The sequence below is a fragment of the Agromyces sp. NPDC127015 genome, assembly GCF_042725165.1.
In the GTDB taxonomy this organism is placed as follows: domain Bacteria; phylum Actinomycetota; class Actinomycetes; order Actinomycetales; family Microbacteriaceae; genus Agromyces; species Agromyces chromiiresistens.
The window spans coordinates 496,269-513,349 of record NZ_JBHXDI010000003.1; the positions used below are offsets into that span (position 1 = coordinate 496,269).

16 protein-coding genes are annotated in these 17,081 nt (G+C 73.0%); 8 read left to right on the plus strand and 8 right to left on the minus strand.

What is annotated here, in order from left to right:
• The first annotated feature begins 52 nt into the window (after positions 1–52).
• Together ACFWGP_RS11680 and ACFWGP_RS11685 are read left to right on the plus strand one after the other, a co-directional pair.
• Entirely contained in the window at positions 53–1,756 is a 1,704-nt protein-coding gene (locus ACFWGP_RS11680) for an ATP-binding protein (protein WP_376930980.1), read from the plus strand.
• On the plus strand, positions 1,756–2,409 hold the full coding sequence (locus tag ACFWGP_RS11685) for a response regulator (protein WP_376930981.1): 654 nt from the start codon (positions 1,756–1,758) through the stop codon (positions 2,407–2,409). Before ACFWGP_RS11680 ends, ACFWGP_RS11685 begins: the two co-directional genes overlap by 1 nt.
• 95 nt (positions 2,410–2,504) lie before the next feature.
• Here the strand turns inward: ACFWGP_RS11685 and ACFWGP_RS11690 are convergent, their stop codons facing one another.
• Together ACFWGP_RS11690 and ACFWGP_RS11695 are read right to left on the minus strand one after the other, a co-directional pair.
• Positions 2,505–2,795, minus strand: coding sequence for a DUF4287 domain-containing protein (locus ACFWGP_RS11690; RefSeq protein ID WP_231431980.1), 291 nt, complete (start codon positions 2,793–2,795; stop codon positions 2,505–2,507).
• A gap of 38 nt (positions 2,796–2,833) precedes the next feature.
• Positions 2,834–3,229, minus strand: a complete 396-nt coding sequence (locus ACFWGP_RS11695; RefSeq protein ID WP_231431979.1) for a cupin domain-containing protein — start codon at positions 3,227–3,229, stop codon at positions 2,834–2,836.
• 170 nt (positions 3,230–3,399) lie between these two features.
• Between ACFWGP_RS11695 and ACFWGP_RS11700 the strand changes: the two genes are divergently transcribed.
• Positions 3,400–4,389 (plus strand): DUF5937 family protein, encoded by a 990-nt coding sequence (locus ACFWGP_RS11700; protein WP_231431978.1) that lies wholly within the window; start codon positions 3,400–3,402, stop codon positions 4,387–4,389.
• A gap of 7 nt (positions 4,390–4,396) precedes the next feature.
• On the opposite strand, the gene ACFWGP_RS11705 is transcribed toward ACFWGP_RS11700, so the two are convergent.
• Entirely contained in the window at positions 4,397–5,374 is a 978-nt protein-coding gene (locus ACFWGP_RS11705) for a hypothetical protein (protein ID WP_376930982.1), read from the minus strand.
• 104 nt (positions 5,375–5,478) lie between these two features.
• On the opposite strand from ACFWGP_RS11705, the gene ACFWGP_RS11710 reads away from it, so the two are divergent.
• A complete protein-coding gene (locus tag ACFWGP_RS11710; RefSeq protein WP_275506328.1) occupies positions 5,479–5,991 on the plus strand; it encodes a GNAT family N-acetyltransferase in 513 nt (170 codons plus the stop codon).
• 63 nt (positions 5,992–6,054) lie between these two features.
• Here ACFWGP_RS11710 and ACFWGP_RS11715 read toward each other — a convergent pair whose 3' ends face one another.
• The gene (locus ACFWGP_RS11715) at positions 6,055–9,252 is read right to left on the minus strand and encodes a glycoside hydrolase N-terminal domain-containing protein (RefSeq protein ID WP_376930983.1); all 3,198 of its coding nucleotides are present in this window, start codon (positions 9,250–9,252) and stop codon (positions 6,055–6,057) included.
• Between the two features lie 146 nt (positions 9,253–9,398).
• Complete coding sequence (locus ACFWGP_RS11720; protein ID WP_376930984.1) at positions 9,399–10,277, minus strand: LysR family transcriptional regulator; 879 nt, start codon at positions 10,275–10,277, stop codon at positions 9,399–9,401.
• Between the two features lie 93 nt (positions 10,278–10,370).
• On the opposite strand from ACFWGP_RS11720, the gene ACFWGP_RS11725 reads away from it, so the two are divergent.
• Positions 10,371–11,975 (plus strand): aminotransferase class I/II-fold pyridoxal phosphate-dependent enzyme, encoded by a 1,605-nt coding sequence (locus ACFWGP_RS11725; protein ID WP_376930985.1) that lies wholly within the window; start codon positions 10,371–10,373, stop codon positions 11,973–11,975.
• Here ACFWGP_RS11725 and ACFWGP_RS11730 read toward each other — a convergent pair.
• Both ACFWGP_RS11730 and ACFWGP_RS11735 read right to left on the minus strand, forming a co-directional pair.
• Positions 11,968–13,116 (minus strand): DNA glycosylase AlkZ-like family protein, encoded by a 1,149-nt coding sequence (locus tag ACFWGP_RS11730; protein ID WP_376930986.1) that lies wholly within the window; start codon positions 13,114–13,116, stop codon positions 11,968–11,970. The genes ACFWGP_RS11725 and ACFWGP_RS11730 overlap by 8 nt on opposite strands.
• A complete protein-coding gene (locus tag ACFWGP_RS11735) occupies positions 13,113–13,688 on the minus strand; it encodes a GNAT family N-acetyltransferase (protein WP_275506331.1) in 576 nt (191 codons plus the stop codon). Before ACFWGP_RS11735 ends, ACFWGP_RS11730 begins: the two co-directional genes overlap by 4 nt.
• Positions 13,689–13,967: 279 nt before the next feature.
• On the opposite strand from ACFWGP_RS11735, the gene ACFWGP_RS11740 reads away from it, so the two are divergent.
• Positions 13,968–14,462 carry an FBP domain-containing protein gene (locus tag ACFWGP_RS11740; protein WP_231431971.1) on the plus strand — a complete coding sequence of 165 codons (495 nt, stop codon included), beginning with the start codon at positions 13,968–13,970 and terminating at the stop codon, positions 14,460–14,462.
• 60 nt (positions 14,463–14,522) lie between these two features.
• Here the strand turns inward: ACFWGP_RS11740 and ACFWGP_RS11745 are convergent, their stop codons facing one another.
• On the minus strand, positions 14,523–15,131 hold the full coding sequence (locus ACFWGP_RS11745; protein ID WP_231431970.1) for a TetR/AcrR family transcriptional regulator: 609 nt from the start codon (positions 15,129–15,131) through the stop codon (positions 14,523–14,525).
• 167 nt (positions 15,132–15,298) lie between these two features.
• On the opposite strand from ACFWGP_RS11745, the gene ACFWGP_RS11750 reads away from it, so the two are divergent.
• On the plus strand, positions 15,299–16,669 hold the full coding sequence (locus ACFWGP_RS11750) for an NAD(P)/FAD-dependent oxidoreductase (RefSeq protein ID WP_376930987.1): 1,371 nt from the start codon (positions 15,299–15,301) through the stop codon (positions 16,667–16,669).
• A 29-nt stretch (positions 16,670–16,698) separates the two neighbouring features.
• Positions 16,699–17,079 (plus strand): cupin domain-containing protein, encoded by a 381-nt coding sequence (locus ACFWGP_RS11755; protein ID WP_275506332.1) that lies wholly within the window; start codon positions 16,699–16,701, stop codon positions 17,077–17,079.
• Positions 17,080–17,081: the final 2 nt, after the last annotated feature.

Sequence of the window (17,081 nt, forward strand, 5' to 3'; positions counted from 1 at the left end):
GATGCATCATCGGATCGCGCACCATCGGGCCGACGAGCGCGGAGGGAGCCGCATGAGGTTCACCACCCGCATGCTCGTGACCCAGCTCGCTGCCGCGGCGGCGGTGATCGCGGTGTGCGCGGCGGCGTTCGCGTGGATCGGCGTGCAGCAGCTGCGCACGGAGACGCAGTCGACCGCGCTCGCGATCGCGCGAACCGTCGCCTCCGACCCGCAGCTGCGGCGGGCGGTCGCCGAGTACGCCGGCGACGCCGAGCTGGACGCCGCGGTGCTCGCCGACGGCGAGGTGCAGCGGCAGGCGACGGAGATCGCCCGGCGCACCGGTGCGCTCTTCGTCGTCGTGGCCGACGACGACGGGCTGCGGCTCGCGCACCCCGATCCCGCACGGCTCGGTGAGCGGGTGAGCACCGAGTACGAGCGGGTGCTCGCCGGCGAGGAGATCGTCACCTGGGAGCGGGGCACCCTCGGCGAGTCCGCCAGGGCGAAGGTGCCGGTGTACCGGCCGGGCGCCGGCCAGACCGGTCCCGGCGGCGGGAGCGCCGGCATCGTCGGCGAGGTGAGCGTGGGGTTCGCCCCGGCCAGCGTCCTCGCCGAGGTGCCGGGGCTCGTCGCCGCGATCGCCGCGGCCGTCGCGCTCGCGTTCGGCGTGGCCGCGCTCGCCGCCTTCCTCATCCGCCGCCGGCTCGAACGGCTCACGCTCGGCGTGCAGCCCGAGGAGCTCGGCGCGCTGCTGCAGAACCAGGCGGCCGTGCTCGACGGCGTGAACGACGGGGTCGTCGCCGTCTCGGGCGACGGCGTCGTTCGCGCGGTGAACCGATCGGCGCGAGACCTGCTCGCGCTCGACGAGGCGGCGATCGGCCGCCCGCTCGCAGAGCTCGAGCTGCCGCCCGCGCTCGTCGAGGCCATCCGCCGGGGACTCGACGGCGAGCCGCTCGCGCTCGGCGAACTCGTCACCGCCGACCATGTCGGCTACGTCGAGGCGCGACGGGTGCGCCGCGGCGACCGCGACCTCGGGGTCGTCGCCGTCGTGCGCGACCGCACCGACGTCGTCGCGCTCGCCGAGCGACTCGACGCGGTGCGCACGGCCACCAACGCCCTGCGCGCCCAGCGGCACGAGTTCGCGAACCGCATGCACGCCGTGTCGGGGCTGCTCGCGGTCGGGCGGATCGTCGACGCCCAGGAGTTCCTCGCCGAGCTGTCGAGCCGCGGCGCCGTGCCCGAGGCGGCGGTCGAGGCGATCGACGACCCCTTCCTGCAGGCGCTCGTCGGAGCGAAGGCGGTCGAGGCCGCCGAGCGCGGCGTCGAGCTGCGGGTCGCCGACGACACCCTCCTCGTCGGCATCGTCGACGAGCCCGAGGACGTGGCCGCCGTGCTCGGGAACCTCGTCGACAACGCGGTCACCGCCGCGGTCGCGGGCGACGAGCCGAGATGGGTGGAGCTCTCGCTCCTCGACGACGGCGACACGCTCGCGGTGACGATCAGCGACTCGGGCCGGGGCGTCGCCGACCCCGAGCGGCTCTTCGCCGGCCGCGCCGACGACGGTGCCGACGATGCGGAGGACACCGACGAGGCCTCCGATCGGGTGCACGGCCGCGGCATCGGACTGCCGCTCGCGCGACGCTTCGCGCGCCGGCGGGGTGGCGATCTCTGGCTCGTCGATGCGGGCGGGGCGGGTCGTGGCGCCGTGTTCGCGGCCCGGCTGCCGGCCGTCATGCACCGGCGCCCGACGGGCGACGGAGACGAAGGAGAGGTGCGGTGATGACCGCAGACGTGCGGGTGCTCGTGGTCGACGACGACTTCAGGGTGGCGGGGATCCACCACGACCTCGTCTCGGCCAGGCCCGGGTTCGAGGCGCTGCCGTCCGTGCGCGACATCGCGTCGGCGCGCACCGCGATCCGCGACTGGCGGCCCGAGCTGCTGCTCGTCGACGTCTACCTGCCCGACGGCGACGGCATCGAGCTCGCCCGTGAGAGCGGGCTCGACCGGTTCGTGCTGAGTGCCGCGAACGACGCGGCGACGGTGCGTCGTGCCCTGCGCTCGGGGGCGCTGCACTACCTCGTGAAGCCGTTCGAGGCCCGCACCCTGCAGGAGCGTCTCGACGGGTACCTGCGGTACCGCAACCTGCTCGCGGTCGAGTCGCCGCTCGCGCAGGACACGATCGATCGGGCGCTCGGCGTGCTGCACGGTGCGGCGCCGACCTCGTCGCGCTCGGGCACCCAGCAGTTGATCCTCGACGCCCTGGCCGACGGCGGTGAGGCGTCGAGCGTCGAGGTCGCCGAGCGCGCGGGGGTCTCCCGCGCGACCGCCCAGCGGCATCTCGCCGAGCTCGCCGCGCGCGGCGCGGTCACGGTGTCGCTCCGCTACGGCAGCGCCGGCCGACCCGAGCACCGCTATCGCAGCGGCTCGAGCTGAGCCGACCCGCGCGTGCCCGCGCGCCGGCCTCATCCGCCCGGGTGTGCACTCCTGGCCCGAATCCGGGCGACGAGTGCACACTCGATGCGCTGTCTTCAGGGGTTGGGGTTCGTGGCCTTGCCGTCGAGCCAGAGCGTGTCGGTCGTGTCGCGATGCACGCCGTCGGTGCCGACGTGCTTGGTGCTGATCTGCGGGCCCTTCGTGATGACGTGCACGAGCGCCATCGCGTGGCCGCGGCCGAGGCCGTAGTCGTCGGCCAGCCACGTGACGATGGGGGTCGCCTTGGTGGTCTCGTCGAAGCCGCGCTCGCGCGCGAGCTCGACGAACTGGCGCGGCGTGAGGCCGGTCTTCGTCTCGATGTTGTCGAGGTAGGCCTGGAACGACATGGGGTTCTCCTTCTCGAGTGGTCGGCGTGCGGGGTGACTCAGTCCGATTCGTCGGCCCAGGTCTGCACGATCGTCTCGGCGGCGTGGATGCCGATGAGCTGCAGGCGCCCCTCGCCGACGTTCTTGAAACCGTGCCACACTCCGGCGGGCGCGGTGGCGGTGTCTCCGGCGCGGGCGATGAGCTCGGTGTCGCCGACGGTGATGCGCGCGGTGCCCTCGAGCACGATCCACGTCTCGCTATAGGGGTGCCAGTGCAGGTCGGCGCCCTGGCCGGGCTCGTTGTCGACGAAGAAGTACGAGATGCGGGCGCCGTGCTCGAGGCCGACGAATCGGCGCGTGCGACCGGTGCCGATGCGGAGTGCGTCGGCCGGCACGACGACGGGCGTGACGGGCGGGGTCATGGTGGGCGTCAGGGTGATCTCGGCGGCGTTCATGCTCTGCTCCTCGGTTCGGTTCGGTTCGGTTCGGTTCGGTTCGGTTCGGTTCGGTTGGTCCGGTTCTGGGATGCCGCGGCGCGAGTCGCGGGGGCGGTGCTCGGGCCGATCGGGCGGTTCGTCTGCGAACAGCCTCGGCCCGCGGCATCCCATCGCTGTAGTGTTTCGATGTGGATCGAAACTTCGTCGAGTTCCGGCTGGCCCCGGGCGACATCTCGGCGATCCGGTTCGGGATCTCGCCCGGTCACGAGCTCAGTCACGCGGTGCGCGTGCTGCAGCGGCCCGAAGCCCACCCGCTGCAGTGGGGATGGCTCCGCGCGGTGCGCGGCCGCGTGCCCCGAGAGGCGTTCGAACTGCTCGCCGTGGTGATCGGCGTCGACGGGTACATGCCCGACTTCCTCACCTCGGAGCCGGGCTGGGACCTCGAACCCGAGGAGGAGGCGGCCAGGATGCGCGTCGCGCCCGTCGAGCCGATGCTCGTCGACCTCAACAAGATGGTCGCGCGGTCGGAAGGCGCGCGGCAGCAGGCGATCCGGCGCATGATCGACGAGCCCGAGCGGGCGCGTGCGATGATCGCCGACGCGTGGAGCGAGGTGTGGGCGGCGGTGCTCGCGCCCGTGTGGACGCAGCTCGAGCGGCTGCTGCGGGCCGACATCGCGGTGCGTTCGCGGCGCATCGCGACCGCCGGGGTCGGGGCGATGGCCGGCGAGCTGCATCCCTCGGTGAGCTGGAGCGACGACGCCGTGCGGGTCGAGCTGCGCCTGCATCGCGAGGCGCTCGACTGCCGGGGGTCGGGGCTCGTGCTCGTGCCCTCGGTGATGTCGTCGTTCGGGTGCATGGTGCTCACCGAGCCGCCCGCGCAGCCCACCGTGTTCTACCCGGCGCGCGGCGTCACCGAGACGTGGGCGCGCGACCCGGCGTCGACCGCGGCGGCGCTCGGAGCGCTCATCGGGGCCGCGCGCGCAGAGATCCTGCTCGGGGCGCACACCGCGCGCACGACCTCGCAGGTCGCCGCCGACGTCGGGCTCGCGGTCTCGACCGCCTCGCATCATCTCGGCGTGCTGCGGGAGGGCGGGCTCATCGCCTCCGCCCGCGACGGCGCCCGCGTGATGCACCTGCGCACGCCGCTCGGCGAGGCGCTCGTGGGGGCGATGCTCTGAGCCGCGGCTACACGGCCGCCTCGTCGACCCAGCGGAGCACGCGGAGGGCGCGCAGCGTGTTCCAGCGGCTCGGCTCGCCCTCGGGGGCGTCGAGCGCGAAGTACACCTCGCCGTGCCACGGCTGCCCGGCGAGCCAGCGGCCGTCGTCGCCGCGTTTCGAGAGCAGCAGGTCGACGGCGTCGGCGACACGCGCATCGGGCGCGTCGCCCGCCGAACGGAAGTGGTCGAGCGCTCGCAGCACGTCGTAGAACCAGTAGGTCGGGAACGAGAAGTTGCGGTATCGGGGGAGCACGATCTCGCCGGTCGAACGCCGCCGGAACAGGTTGCGGTCGAGCAGGTACTCCTCGCCGCGACGGCGGGCCGCGGTCACGGCCGCGAGGTCGGCGGTGGGCGCCGCGGCGCCGTCGGCGACGGCCCCCGTGCCCGTGCCGCCCGTGACCGCCTGCTCGTACCGGAGCAGCCCCTCGAGCACGCAGAGGGTCGAGTCGAACGACGACCGCTCGGACTCCTCGCGGGGTTCGCAGTTCCAGCCGCCGTCGGGCAGCTGCTCGTCGAGCAGCCGCGCGATGATGCGGTCGCTGCCGGCGCCGAGCACGCCGAAGTACGCGCCGGCGGCGAGCACGCCGCCGTTGATGCACTCCTCGACCTCGCCGTGGAAGAACGGCAGGTCACCCCAGTAGTGCCACGTGACGCCGTCGCGCACGCGCGCGATCGCACGACGAACCGGCGGTGCCTCGGGTTCGACGCCGAAACGGTGCAGCGACTGCAACGACCACATGACGCTGCGGCGGTCTCCGTCTTCGCCGTACTCATCGTCGTTCCAGTACCCGCGGTCGTCTTGCAGGGCCAGCAGGCGCGCGCCCCAGCCCTCGGTCGCGACCCTCGAGCGCTCGGCGGCGGCGCCCTCGGCGTCGCCCTGCAGATCGTGCAGCACCTGCCAGCGGATCGCCGGGTCGGCGTCGAGCAGCCAGTCGATGACGTCCATGCGGTCATCTTGGCCGCAACCGCCGACAGCCGCCAGCGGTTGCGGACGCCTCGCGGGCGGGCTCATCGTCGAAGGCGGGGGTGCGCCGCTGCGAGACTGGCTGCATGCTCCCTGCCGCACCTGCGCTTCCCGTCGACCTCGATGTCCGCGGGGACTGCTACACCCTCCGCCGCGCCACCCGTCACGACCTGCCGGCGCTCGTCGCGATGACCGCCGCCGATTCGCTGCGTCGCGACGACGACAGCTCCGACCCCGAGCACTTCGCGCGCTACGAGCGGGGCTTCGAGGCGATCGACGCCGACCCCGCCAACACGCTCGTCGCGGTCGACGATGCCGCCGGCCGCTTCGTCGGCACGATGCAGCTCACGATCATCCCCGGGATCTCGCGCGGCGGCGCCTTCCGCATGCAGATCGAGGCCGTTCGCGTCGCCGACGACCTGCGCGGCCGCGGCGTCGGCAGCGCGATGATCAGCTGGGCGGTCGACGAAGCGCGCGCGAGCGGCGTGGCGCTCGTGCAGCTCACCTCCGACGCCCGCCGGGTCGACGCGCACCGCTTCTACGAGCGGCTCGGCTTCGCGGCATCCCACGTCGGGTTCAAGTTGTTCACCTCGGCCTGACGATGACGGATGCCTCGGGTCGATGCCCGAGGCATCCTTCATCGCTGCGGGTGGAGCGAAACGTCAGGCGGCCGGTCCGAGGTCGCGCATCGGGTTGCCGGCCGTCGGGTTCGCGGGCTTCACCTTGCGGCGCTCGCCGCCCACCACGACGGTGACGTTCGACATGTTCGGCGCACGGTCGGCGACGACGTCGTACGAGACGACCTCACCGTCCTTCCACTCGCAGCTCACCGAGTAGCCGCCGCGGGCGCGCAGCCCCGTGAACGACCCCGACGCGGCCCAGTCGGCGGGCAGCGCCGGCAGCAGTCGGATGACGCCGTCGTGGCTCTGCAGCAGCATCTCGGCGATCGCGCCGGTGATGCCGAAGTTGCCGTCGAGCTGGAACGGCGGATGGTTGCACCACAGGTTCGACAGCGTGTTGTAGGTGAGCAGGCCGCGCACCATGACGCCGGCGCGCTCGGCGTCGCCGAGGCGGGCGAAGAGCGCGGTGCGCCAGGGCCACGTCCACGAGCGCCGGCTGTCGCCGGACACGGTCGCCGCGGTGAACGGCACGCCCTCCTTCTCGCCGCAGCGGGCCTTGAGCGACACGAGCGCCGCCGCCGCGAGCTCGGGCGAGGCCGCCGTGATCTGCCGGCCCGGGTACACCGCGAAGAGGTGCGAGGTGTGGCGGTGGATGTCGGTCGGGCTGTCGCGGTCGGTCTGCCACTCCTGCAACTGGCCCCAGCTGCCGATCTTGTTGGGCGCGAGCCGCGACTGCAGATCGGCGACGGTCGCCCGGTACTCGGCGTCGACGTCGAGGGCGTCGGCGCAGTCGAGGTAGTTCTGGAACAGGTCCCAGATGATCTGCTGGTCGTACATCACGCCGTCCTCGCGCGGGCCGTGCTCGGGCGACCAGCCGTCGGGCGCCACCAGGCTGCCGTCGGGCAGTTCCTTGAGGCGGTCCTGCCAGAACTCGCAGATCTCCTTGATCATCGGATAGGCGACGTCGCGCAGGTACGTCTTGTCCTGCGTGAACGCCCAGTGCTCGTACACGTGCTGCATGTACCAGGCACTCGCGACCGTGTTCCACTCCCACGAGTTGCCGCCGAAGATGCTCTGCGAGGTGCGGGCGGTCCAGCCGCGGGTGTCCTCGCCGAACGCGTTGCGCGTCGCGACCCGGCTCGGCACCGCGACCTGCTGCACGAACGCGATGAGCGCCTCGTGCGCCTCGGGCAGGTCGGTCGTCTCGGCGCCCCAGTAGTTCATCTGGACGTTGATGTTGGTGTGGTAGTCGCTCGCCCACGCAGGCTGGTTCGAGTTGTTCCAGAGGCCCTGCAGGTTGGCGGGCAGGCCGCCCGGCCGCGACGAGCTCAGCAGCAGGTAGCGTCCGAAGTCGTACATCGACTGCTCGAGCGTCGGGTCGGACTCGCCCGCCCCGTAGCGTGCGAGGCGCGTCGTGGTCGGCAGCGCCAGCACCGAGGCCTCCGTCTCGCCCCATTCGACCGCGGCACGCGACATGAGCTTCGAGACCTGGGCGACGTGCTCGTCGTGCAGGTCGTCGAAGCTGCGCCCGCCCGCCGCCTCGAGGGCGGCGTCGATGCCCGGCTGGGGCGCGGCGCCGCGCCACCCGTCGGCGGCGCTGAGCTTGTAGTCGGTGCGCGCGTCGAGGTGGAGCGTGATGACCGAGGCGCCCGACACCCGCAAGCCCCCGCCGTCGGCCGTCACCTCGCCGTCGGTCTCGGCGATGCGCACCGTCGCCGCGTGGCTGAGGTCGTTCGCCATCGTGCCCGCGAAGCCGATGCGCCGTGCCGCGGCGTCGACCGACGTCGGCGAGTTCTCCTGCTCGGAGGCGAGCGTGATCGTGCCCGTCAGCGCGCCGGCGGTGTCGCTCGTGTAGCGCAGCACGACCACGTCGGCGTCGCGGCTCGCGAACGCCTCGCGCAGCACGGTGCCGCCGACGGTCGCGAAGTGCGCGGTGTGAACGCCGACCGTGGGGTCGAGTGCGCGCCGGTACCCGACCACGTTGCGCTGTCCGCGCGTCGAGTAGCCGCTGCCCGTGAACGCGACGCCCGCGAGGCGGAACGCCCCGGGCGACGTGAACGTGAGGCGGTACCGGGTGTAGGCGGTCGAGTTCGCGAACGTGAAGGCCTTCGCCTCGCCGCGGGCGGCGAACGCGACGCCCGACTTCGTGTCGAGGGTCTTCCACGCGAGCCCGTCGTTCGAGGCGTCGAGCACCCAGTCGCGCGGATCGGCTCCGGGTGCGTCGGGTCCGCTCGTCAGCACATACCCCGTGAGGGCTCGCTTCGCGACGAGCTCGAGCTGCCATGCGGCACCCGACCCGGCGTCGGCGACCTGCCAGACGGTGGACGCCTCGCCGTCGACGCTGCCCACGAGGGAATCGGCGTGGCCCGTCGGCGACGACACGTAGACGCTGCCGCCCGCCGCCAGCTCGACGCCGCCGAGCCCGATCTCGGACACCTGGAAGTGGCTCACCCCCGCCTTCGGCACGAAGTCGACGCGGTAGAAGCGGTAGGCGGTCGTGTTCTGGAACTCGTAGGTCTTCGTCTGGAAGCGCTGCTCGAACGGTGCGCCGGTGCGGCTGTCGAGCGTCGCCCACGTGCCGCCGTCGTTCGAGCCGAGCACCCGCCATTCCTGGGGGTCGCGGGCGGGCACGTCGTTCGCGCTCGTGAAGCTGTACGACGAGACGACGGCGGCGCTCGGCAGTTCGGCCTGCCAGAGCACGTGCGCGGGCGGACCGTCGATGCACCACTTCGTCTGCGGGTTGCCGTCGTAGCTCTTGTCGACGTCTTCGGCGCCCCAGATCTTGTAGGGGCCGCCGGGCGCGGTGACCTTGGGTCGTGCGCCGAACGCGATCGTGAGGGTGCCGAAGTCGCGGTACGAGCCGAAGCCGGTGACGCTCGTGTCGTAGGCGCCGTCGGGCTTGCCGGCGAGGGCGTTGTCGTAGTCGTTGAGCCCGCCCCAGAGGCTCTGCTCGTTGAACTGCACGACCTCCTCGTCGGGGTTGCCGAAGAGCATCGCACCGAGGCGCCCGTTGCCGATCGGAAGCGCCTGCGTCTCCCAGTCGGTCGCGGGGGTGCCGTACCAGAGCGCCTTGGGCGAGAGGTCGGGAACGGGGATGCCTCCGCCTGCGGCGGCCGCCGCTCGGCCGCCGATCAGTGCGGCGGCGGGCTGGGCGGCGAGGAACTGGGGCACGAGCGGGGCCAGTGCGACGAGCCCGCCGAGCTGCAGGGCGCGTCGGCGCGGAATCTCGCGTTGGAGCATCGGGGAACCTCCGGAGCATCATTGATCTGGTGTTTGGTGGGGTAGTGCTCGACGTTCAGACGCAAACGGTGAGACTGGACCCATCCTGCCCGATTAAAGATCCGATGTATAGCCGCTGATTCTTCGACGAGTTCGAGCGAGTGCTGTCAGGTGAGGGCCCGCGCCATCAGCGTGACGAGCGCCGGGTCGAGCGTCGGCGCGGTCGCGAGCGAGACGACCCGCGAGAGTTCGAGGCCCGTGACCTCGAGCACGGCCAGGTCGTCGCGCTCGGGCGGCAGCGCGAGTTCGGGCACGAGGGCCACGCCGAGGCCGGCCGCGACGTACTCGACGACGACGCGGTAGTCGTCGCTGCGCGGCCCGATGGCCGGGTCGAAGCCCGCCCGCAGCGCCGCGGCGCGGAACCCCGCGTCGATCGGATCGTCGTCGTGGGTGCCGATCACCCAGCGTTCGCCCGCGAGATCGCGCAGCTGCACGCGGTCGGCGGCGGCGAGGGGATGTCGCGACGGGATCACGAGTGAGAAGCGTTCGGTGAACAGCGGGGTGCTGGCATGGCCGGGGGCGGCACGAGGCGCCTCCCCGGGGGCGGTGTACACGACCGCCGCGTCGAGGTCGAGCCGGTCGAGCGCCGCCTCGACCACGTCGAGCTCGGCCTCGGTCACGTGGGCGACGAGGCCCGCGCCGTCGAACGCGGCGACGAGTGCGGGCAGCAGGCGTGCGGCCGCGGTGGGGAACACGCCGAATCGCACGGTCCGCCGGGCGTCGTCGAGGGCGCCTCGGACCTCGTCGAGCGCCCGGTCGGTGCGCTCGAGGATCGCCGCGGCGTGCGGCAGCCACAGCCTGCCGGCGACGGTCAGCCGGGTGCCCGCCGCCGAACTCGCGACGACCGGCGCGCCGGTCGCCCGTTCGAGCCCGCCGAGGTGGTGCGCGACGGTCGGCTGGCTCCAGCCGAGCTCGCGCGCGGCGGCGGCGACCGAGCCCTGATCGGCGATGGCACGGAGTGCGCGCAGCTGGCGCAGGTCGATCACGCTCGCTCCGATCTTCGATGATCAATACGTCATATTGATGATTACAGAACAATCGCTATTCCGTATTGAATTCCGAGCGGGAACGATGGAAGCATGCCCACGCCCTATGCCGACGCCGTCGCCCGCTACGCCGAAGACGACCGCGCCCGGGTCTACGTGCCCGGCCACGCGGCCGACCCCGACGCCGCTCCCGCTCTCACCGGATGGTTCGGGGCCGAGCTGCTGCGCCGCGACGTGCCGCCGCTGCTCGCCGGCATCGACAAGGGACCCGGCAACCCGCTGGCCGAGTCGCTGGCGCTCGCCGCACGCGCGTGGGGCGCCCGTCGGACGTGGTTCCTCACGAACGGCGCCTCGCAGGGCAACCGCATCGCCGCACTCGCCCTCGGCGCCTACCGCGATGCTGCGGCCCCGGTCGTCGGCCAGCGGAGCGCCCACTCGTCGTTCATCGACGGCGTCATCCTCGCCGGGCTCTCGCCCCGCTTCGTCGCGCCCGCGATCGACCCGCGGCTCGGCATCAACCACGGGGTGTCGCCCGCCGCCCTGCGCGCCGCGCTCGCCGGCGTCGAGTCGCCGAAGGGCGTCTACCTCATCTCGCCGAGCTACTTCGGCGCGGTCGCCGACGTCGCCGCCCTCGCCGACATCGCCCATGCCGCCGGCGCGCCCCTCATCGTCGACGCGGCATGGGGCGCGCACTTCGGCTTCCACCCCGACCTGCCCGAGAACCCGCTGCGGCTCGGTGCCGACCTCGTCATCTCGAGCACGCACAAGCTCGGCGGCAGCCTCACCCAGTCGGCCATGCTGCACCTCGCCGGCGGGCCGTTCGCCGACGACCTCGAGCCGCTCGTCGAGCGCGCCTTCATGCTCACCCAGTCGACGAGCGCGAGCGCGCTGCTGCTCGCCTCGCTCGACCTCGCCCGCGAGACCCTCGAGACGGGCCATGGGCGCATCGCCGCCTCGATCGCCGCGGCCGACCGCCTGCGCGACGAGATCCGGACCCGCGGGCGGTTCGGCATCGTGAGCGACGGATTCGGCGACTTCGACGACATCGTCGACGCCGACCCGCTGCGCGTGTCGATCGACGTCGCCCGCGGCGGCCTGCACGGGCACACCGTGCGCGACCGCCTCGAGCGCGAGGGCGTCTCGTTCGAGATCTCGACCGACTCGTGCGTCGTCGCAGTGCTCGGGGCCGGCGTGGTGCCCGACGTCGACCGCATCGCCGGGGCGCTGCATGCGATCGCGCCCGAGCGGGCCGCAGGCGAGGCATCCGAGCCGCTCGTCGCCACGGGTGGGCCGGCCGCGGTCGGCGCGTCGACCGGCGCCCCCGAACCGGCGCAGGTGCGGGATGCGAGGCCCATCGTCGCGCTGCCGTCACCGGGACCGCTCGCGATGCTGCCGCGCGAGGCGTTCCTGGCGCAGGGCGAGCCGGTACCGGTCGCCGCCGCGATCGGGCGGGTGTCGACCGACGCGCTCGCCGCCTATCCGCCGGGCATCCCCAACGTGCTGCCGGGCGAGGTCATCACGGCCGAGGTCGTCGAGTTCCTGCAGCGCATCGCCGCGACGCCGGGCGGGTACGTGCGCGGCGCGGTCGATCCGACCCTCGCGACCCTGCGGGTCGTGCGCGGGGCGACGGGCGCCGACGCCACCGGCCATGCGGTCGAGGCGTCGCCGGCCGACTGCGCCCTGTCGCTCGTCAACTGACGTCGCGTCGCGCGACCTCGAGGCCGAGCCACTCGGCGAGCGATGCGATCTCGTCGTCGACCGCTCGCCGCGTCGCGCGATCGAACGGCACGTCCTCGTGCACGGCGTTCACGACGAGCACCCCGGCCGCACGATCGGCCTTGGCGTCGAGCTTGCCGACGAGACGGTCGCCCGAGAGGATCGGCAGCGCGTAGTAGCCCCACCTCCGCTTCGCAGCCGGCTTGTACATCTCGAGGGTGTACTCGAAGCCGAAGAGCTGCAGAGCGCGCTTGCGATCGTAGATCAGCCGGTCGAACGGCGACAGCAGCGCGGTGCGCCCCTCGAACGGCGGGCCGGATGCCTCGTCGCGGAGTCCCTCCAGCAGCACCGGGTCGACCCGCCACTCGCCCGGAACGCCGTCGACGACCGCGGGCTCGCCGGTGATCCCGACGTCGATCGGTTCGAGCGGCATCTTCGTGCTCTTGGCCCGCGCGATGCCGAGCGACGACAGTCGCCGGGCATTGCGCTCGGCCGTCGCCGCCTCGACGGTGAGCGCGCGGCCGTTCGCCGCTCCGGCGGTCGGGTAGACCCGCTCCGCGAGCGTCCACAGCCGCTCGCGGCCCCGCCGGCCGGCGATCGCGACCTCGCCCCGCAGGGCGAGGAACTCGAGCATGCGCCCGACGTTGCGATCGTGGGTCCACCCGGTCGACTCCCACGGCACCGCCGACGTGTCGGGGATGTCGCGCGACGGCAACGGTTCCCTGGCGCCCTCGAGGAGCTTCAGGACGTCACGACGGAAGTCGTCGTTCTGCTCGAGCCAGGTGCGGGAGCGCGGCCACTCGGGAAAGGACGCCATCTCGGGCCGCAGCAGTTCGAGGGCGTCGATCGGCCGGATGAGGGCGTCGAGCTCGAAGAGCGTGCGGTCGTGCTCGAGCGCCTCGACGAGGTCGCTCGGCCGGTAGGAGCCGCCGAGCCGGCTCCATGCGACGAGGTCGGCGTTCGGCGCGATCGCCGCGGTCGGGTCGATCTGCAGCAGGTCGAGGTCGCGCACGAGGCCGACGAGATCGGTCGGCCGGGTCGCCTCGAGCCGTTGCGCCCGCACCGCGAGGCGCCGCGCCGTGGTGGGGTCGAGTCGGTGCGGGGCACCCGTCGTTCCGGTCATCCGAGATCGAGCCGCATGATCACGCGGGGGTGGCCCGAGAGCACCGAGGTCGTGTCGGAGACCTTCGTGAACCCGGCCTCTTCGAAGACCGCGCGAGTGCCCACGTAGGCCATCGTGAGGTCGACCTTCTCGCCGCGGTTGTCGACCGGGTAGCCCTCGATCGCGGGCGCGCCGTTCGCGCGGGCGAAGTCGACCGCGCCGGCGAGCAGGTGGTGCACGAGCCCCTGCTTGCGGTGGCCCGGGCGCACCCGGAAGCACCACACCGACCAGACGTCGACGTCGTCGACATGGGGGATGCGCCGGTTCTTCGCGAAGCTCGTGTCGGCACGCGGATGCACCGCCGCCCAGCCGACGGGCTCGTCGCCGTCGTAGGCGAGCACGCCCGGTGCCGGATCTTCGGCGCACAGCTCGCGCACGCGGGCCGAGCGGTCGGGCTCGCGCAGCGCGACGTTCTCTTTCGACGAGAGCAGCCGGTAGCTGAGGCAGAAGCACACGTTGGACGTCGGCTTCTTCGGGCCGATGACCGCGGCCACGTCGTCGAACACCGTCGCCGGTCGCACCTCGATCGCCATGGCTCCACTGTGCCAGAGGCCGCCGACGTTCGGCGACGACGGTCCCATCGGCCGGGGGTAGACTCGGCGACCGTGAATCGTGCTGACCTGCCCGCGATCGCTCGCGGGCGTGAGGGGGTATCGGGCGCCGTGCGCGCCGCGATGAGATGACCCCGCCCGCGGTCCATGGCGCCAGGCGCCTGGGCCGCCGACGGTCGCGCCCGGAAGCGCCGCGGCCGTCGTCGTCTCGAGTCAGCAGGCCGCCCGAGCGGGCGGCGAACAGAACAGGTTCCGATTCCCATGCGTCCCATCACCGACGCGCAGATCCGCGCGTCCTTCGTCAACGCCACCGTCCGCGAGCGCAACACGCTCACCCTGCCCGCCGATTTCGCCGAGCTCGACTGGGAGCGCCGCGACTTCCTCGGCTGGCGCGACCGCAAGCTGCCGAACGTCGCCTACGTCGTCGCCGAGGTCGACGGTGAACTCGTCGGCGTCATGCTGAGGCGCGCCGAGGGTCGCATGCGCTCCCGGCCCCAGTGCGCCTGGTGCGAAGACGTGCACCTGCCGAACGACGTGCTCTTCTTCGTCGCGCGTCGAGCCGGCCAGGCCGGCCGCAAGGGCGACACGGTCGGCACGCTCGTCTGCGCCGACTTCCAGTGCTCGGCGAACGCCCGCAAGCGCCCGCCGACCGCCTACGTCGGCTTCGACGTCGAGGCGGCCCGCGAACGCCGCGTCGAGACGCTCCGCCAGAACGTGCTCGGCTTCATCCGCGCCGTCGGCGCGGGCGAGGGCTGAGCGACCTCTCTCCGAGGCCGGCTCCTCCGATGCGTCGGGTGAGCCGGTCCGGCGGGCGGCTCAGGAGGGCCGCCGGTCGAGCACGAGCGTCGCGAGCAGCACCTCGAGCGACGCCTGCACGCGTTCATCGGTCCACGCGCCGGGGTCCTCGATCGCCTTGACCTCGTAGCCGCGGCAGTACAGGTAGAGGATGTCGGCGATGTGCGCGGCCTCGTCGTGATCGACCGGCTCGCCGCCCTGCGCGATGTGCTCGGCGCCCGCGAGGAACTTGCCGTACGTGGCATCCGTGACGCCCCGTACGACCTCGTAGGCGCGGCGGTTCGCACCGCGCACATCGGCGATGACCTCGATCCACAGGCTCCGCAGCACGTTCTCCTCGGGGGAGGAGGTGCACATCCACCGGGCGAGCGCCGCGAGCCGCTCGACGCCGACGAGGTCGCCGAGGTGGGCCGCGCGCTCCTCGTCCCACTGCCCGCGCGCCTGCTCGAGGGCGTTCGCCATGAGGTGGGCCCGCGACGGCACGTAGTTCGTGATGAACGCGGTCGAACGGCCGAGACGTTCGGCGACGGCGCGCAGGGTCACGGCGCGGGTTCCGCGCTCCCGCGCGATCTCGACGGTCGCGCGGGCGATGTCGGCGAGCCGTTCGTCGTGGTCGACCTCGATCGGCACGGGCCCTCCCTCCGCTGGCTCGATGCTCGTTTGACAGCCTGCCATGGCGAGGGTACGTTTCAAAACACTGTTGTACAACACGCCGATATCTCGCTCCTCGAACGGGATGCCTCGGCCGGCCGCCGCTCGCGGCCGCACCCTCGACGGAGAGATGGAGCACACCTCGCATGACGGTCAACGGCGGCGTCTCGTTCTGGCTGCAGCAGGTCGGCGTGCCGACCCCCAGGCCGGCCCTTCCCGGCGACCTCGACGTCGACGTCGCGATCGTCGGCGGCGGCTACACCGGGCTCTGGACGGCGTACTACCTGAAGCGCGACCAGCCCGACCTCCGCGTCGCGGTGCTCGAACGCCGGTTCGCCGGGTACGGGGCCTCGGGGCGCAACGGCGGCTGGCTCACGAACTCGGTGACGGGCGGCCGCGGCCAGTACGTCTCGTCGCACGGCCGCGACGCCGCGATCGCCCAGCAGCGCGCGCTCAACGCGACCGTCGACGAGGTGATCGCCGTCGCGGCCGCCGAGGGCATCGACGCCGACATCCACAAGGGCGGTGAGTTCGAGGTCGCGCTCAACCCGGCGCAGCTCGCACGACTGAAGGCGGCCGCCGCCGAAGAGCAGTCGTGGCCCGCGACCGACGTCGAGGTGCTCGACGCGAAGGCCGCCGCCGCCCGCATCAACGTCGCCGGCGTGCAGGGCGGCATCTGGCACCCGCACTGCGCGCGCATCCACCCCGCGAAGCTCGCGCTCGGGCTCGCCGGCGCCGTCGAGCGACTCGGCGTCGCGATCTACGAGGGCACGACCGTCACCGAGATCGTGCCGGGCGAGGCGCGAACCGACCACGGCACCGTGCGGGCGCCGCACGTGCTGCGCGCGACCGAGGGCTTCACGCCCGACCTGCGCGGCGAGCACCGCACGTGGCTGCCGATGAACTCGTCGCTCATCGTGACCGAGCCGCTCGCTCCGGCGGTCTGGGACGACATCGGCTGGAACGGCCGCGAGACCCTCGGCGACTTCGCCCACGTCTACATGTACGCGCAGCGCACCGCCGACGACCGCATCGCCTTCGGCGGGCGCGGGGTGCCGTACCGCTACGGCTCGCACGTCGACCAGGACGGCGAGACCCAGCTGCGCACGATCGAGAGCCTCACCGCGCTGCTCAACCGCTTCTTCCCCCAGACGGCCGGCGCCGCCATCGACCACGCGTGGTCGGGCGTGCTCGGCGTGCCGCGCGACTGGGCGGCGACCGTCGGGCACGACCGGGCGACCGGGCTCGGCTGGGCCGGCGGCTACGTCGGCACGGGCGTCACCGCGACGAACCTCGCCGGCCGCACGCTGCGCGACCTCGTGCTCGGCGACGACACCGAGCTCACCCGCCTGCCGTGGGTCGGCCACCGCGCGCGCAAGTGGGAGGTCGAGCCGCTGCGCTGGCTCGCCGTGCAGGCGATCTACGCGGCCTACCACGCCGCCGACCGCGGCGAGCAGCGCGGACGCGCCACGACCTCGCCGATCGCGAAGATCGCCGACCTCGTCGCCGGCCGCTGAGGCGCGACGAACCACCACAGGAGGACACCATGAGCGATCTGCCCGCCGCCACGTCGACCGTCGCGGGGCTCGCCCCGCTCGCCCGCGACCTCGGCCCCGCCGCGCCGAAGCCCACCGCCCTGACGGAGGGCGTGCTCGAGGCATCCGGCTCGCTGTGGGAGGTGCCGGGCGTCGACGTCGGGTACTGGGAGTGCACCCCGGGCCGATTCTCCGCCACCCGCGAGGGCTACACCGAGGTGTGCCAGTTCCTCTCCGGCCGCGTGACGATCGAGGTCGACGGCGAGGAGCCGGTGACGTTCGGCGCCGGCGACACGCTCATCACCCCGAGCGGCTGGCGTGGGGTGTGGGACGTGCACGAGACCGTGCGCAAGCTCTACGTCGTCATCGACGACCGCCGGCCGGCCGAGTAGCG

Coding starts and splice junctions, on each gene's coding strand:
- ACFWGP_RS11680 (WP_376930980.1), top strand. CDS start 53: ATGAGGTTCACCACCCGCATGCTCGTGACCCAGCTCGCTGCCGCGGCG.
- ACFWGP_RS11685 (WP_376930981.1), top strand. CDS start 1,756: ATGACCGCAGACGTGCGGGTGCTCGTGGTCGACGACGACTTCAGGGTG.
- ACFWGP_RS11690 (WP_231431980.1), bottom strand. CDS start 2,795: ATGTCGTTCCAGGCCTACCTCGACAACATCGAGACGAAGACCGGCCTC.
- ACFWGP_RS11695 (WP_231431979.1), bottom strand. CDS start 3,229: ATGAACGCCGCCGAGATCACCCTGACGCCCACCATGACCCCGCCCGTC.
- ACFWGP_RS11705 (WP_376930982.1), bottom strand. CDS start 5,374: ATGGACGTCATCGACTGGCTGCTCGACGCCGACCCGGCGATCCGCTGG.
- ACFWGP_RS11710 (WP_275506328.1), top strand. CDS start 5,479: ATGCTCCCTGCCGCACCTGCGCTTCCCGTCGACCTCGATGTCCGCGGG.
- ACFWGP_RS11715 (WP_376930983.1), bottom strand. CDS start 9,252: ATGCTCCAACGCGAGATTCCGCGCCGACGCGCCCTGCAGCTCGGCGGG.
- ACFWGP_RS11725 (WP_376930985.1), top strand. CDS start 10,371: ATGCCCACGCCCTATGCCGACGCCGTCGCCCGCTACGCCGAAGACGAC.
- ACFWGP_RS11730 (WP_376930986.1), bottom strand. CDS start 13,116: ATGACCGGAACGACGGGTGCCCCGCACCGACTCGACCCCACCACGGCG.
- ACFWGP_RS11735 (WP_275506331.1), bottom strand. CDS start 13,688: ATGGCGATCGAGGTGCGACCGGCGACGGTGTTCGACGACGTGGCCGCG.
- ACFWGP_RS11740 (WP_231431971.1), top strand. CDS start 13,968: ATGCGTCCCATCACCGACGCGCAGATCCGCGCGTCCTTCGTCAACGCC.
- ACFWGP_RS11750 (WP_376930987.1), top strand. CDS start 15,299: ATGACGGTCAACGGCGGCGTCTCGTTCTGGCTGCAGCAGGTCGGCGTG.
- ACFWGP_RS11755 (WP_275506332.1), top strand. CDS start 16,699: ATGAGCGATCTGCCCGCCGCCACGTCGACCGTCGCGGGGCTCGCCCCG.